This window comes from bacterium, assembly GCA_040757115.1.
GTDB lineage: Bacteria > UBA9089 > CG2-30-40-21 > CG2-30-40-21 > SBAY01 > JBFLXS01.
In genome coordinates, this window is record JBFLYA010000406.1 from 1 (window position 1) to 1,930 (window position 1,930).

Here is a 1,930-nt window from a genome sequence, read left to right on the forward strand (position 1 = left end):
TTGATATTTATATTTGATATTTAATATTTGATATTTGATATTTATTTGTTGTCTCCCTCAAATCCTATTTTGCAGAACCCTATACACTATTTTAACCTTTATGCTAGATTAAGACACCACCAGAAAATCTGAGTTCAGTTATTTATAAGTATGTAATCCTGGCAGTAACAAATTTACTCCCAGAAAGGTAAATAAGAGACATGCAAAGCCAATTATGGTTAAATAAGCGATTTTTCTACCTCGCCAACCACGCAAGAATCTAACATGAAGATACGCCGCATAAACAAACCAGGTGATTAATGACCATATTTCTTTTGGGTCCCAGCTCCAGTATGAACCCCAGGCAGAATTCGCCCAAATAGCCCCCGTGATTATCCCTGAAGTCAAAAATAAAAATCCTATAAACACAGATTTATAACTTAAATTATCTAATATCTCTAAGGAAGGCAATTGCAAATAAGCCATTTGTTTTTTTAATCTTATTGCTTTATCCTGAACAAGATACATTATGCCAAACTCAAATCCGCAAACAAATGCCCCATAACTAAATAAACTCAAACCCACATGAATACCCAGCCAGTAACTTTGCAATGCTGGAACTAACGGTATTATCTCTTTTGGGAAAAAATATCCACAAAGAAGTATAAAAAAGACAATTGGCAGGACAAACAAACCTAATATCTTTAATTTATACCGATATTCAATAAAACAAAAAATAGCAACTACCATCCAGCCAAAAAATGATAGAGATTCAAACAAGCTGACCATTGGCAAGTGATTAGCCTCAAAACCTCGAACTATTAGACTTAAACTATGGACAGTTAGGCTTAAAATAGTCAGCCAGTATCCATAATTACTCCATCTTTCTCTTTTTGAGTATAAAAAAATAAGATAAATAATAGTTGAAATGGAATATAAAACAAAGGCAAGGTTAAAAAATAATAGATTAAGCAATATTAATCCTCCTTATAAAATAAAGAACGCTTTCGGATAAAATTTACCCTTATTCCAAAGAGAGATTAATCCACAGATTACGCAGATGATACAGATTTTTTTATCACACAAGCACAGAAGTTTGGGAACACGGAATTTTCCTGGTTTTTTGTGTCTTTGTGCCTTCGTGGTGAGCATTTTTAAGGGAAAGTAGTTTTTCCCAGAATAGTTTTCTTTCTTCTTCATCTTTATATTCAACCTTAATCTTATTTCGTAATTTGCCCAATGAATCTACTAATGCTTCATATTCAGTGCCATAAATAATTTCGAGGTCTTCTTTAATCTTTCTGGCTAATGCTGGACTTTTGCCACTTGTTGAGACACTAATAATTAAATCTCCCCTTACCATTGTTGCTGGAACAATAAAATTACACATTTCAGGAGAATCAACAACATTTATTAATAAATTTAATTTATTAGCATCCCCAGCAATTTTAGCATTAAATTGTTTATCATTAGTAGCGGCAATAACTAAAAATGTGTCTTTTTTTATATGGTTAGAGTTATATTCTTCCTTTAAACAGGTTACCTTATTTTCCAATTCTTTAAATAAGGTAGAGAATTTTGGGCTGATGACAGTAACTTTCGCCTGTGCCTCAACCAATGATTTTACTTTGCGAAGTGCTACTTTCCCGCCTCCCACAACAACGCATTTTTTATTTTTTAAATTAAGGCATACTGGGTAGTAAGTCATTGTCTTTTTCACCTGGGGTAAATAATTACTCTTTCTGTAAGCGTTTAACTTCTATCATCATAATCTTTGAGCCTCTTTAAAACACTTATTTGCTTGTTCTCTTTTACCAAGATTTTGTAGAGCGATTGCTTTGTTATACCAGGCTTGTTGAAAAGCAGGATTGAGATTTATCGCTTTATCAAAACATTCTACTGCCTCATTGTATCTTCTCAATTTACACAATGCTACCCCCTGGTTATAATA

Annotated in this window: 3 protein-coding genes; all 3 read right to left on the bottom strand. The window is 32.8% G+C overall.

Features of this window, described 5'->3' with window-relative positions; genetic code table 11:
- Positions 1-138 precede the first annotated feature (138 nt).
- Complete coding sequence (ccsB, locus tag AB1422_19185; protein MEW6621425.1) at positions 139-954, bottom strand: c-type cytochrome biogenesis protein CcsB; 816 nt, start codon at positions 952-954, stop codon at positions 139-141.
- Between the two features lie 103 nt (positions 955-1,057).
- Entirely contained in the window at positions 1,058-1,687 is a 630-nt protein-coding gene (locus AB1422_19190) for a bifunctional precorrin-2 dehydrogenase/sirohydrochlorin ferrochelatase (GenBank protein ID MEW6621426.1), read from the bottom strand.
- A gap of 57 nt (positions 1,688-1,744) precedes the next feature.
- Positions 1,745-1,930 (bottom strand): tetratricopeptide repeat protein (locus AB1422_19195; GenBank protein ID MEW6621427.1); only part of this gene is annotated, 186 nt, incomplete at its 5' end.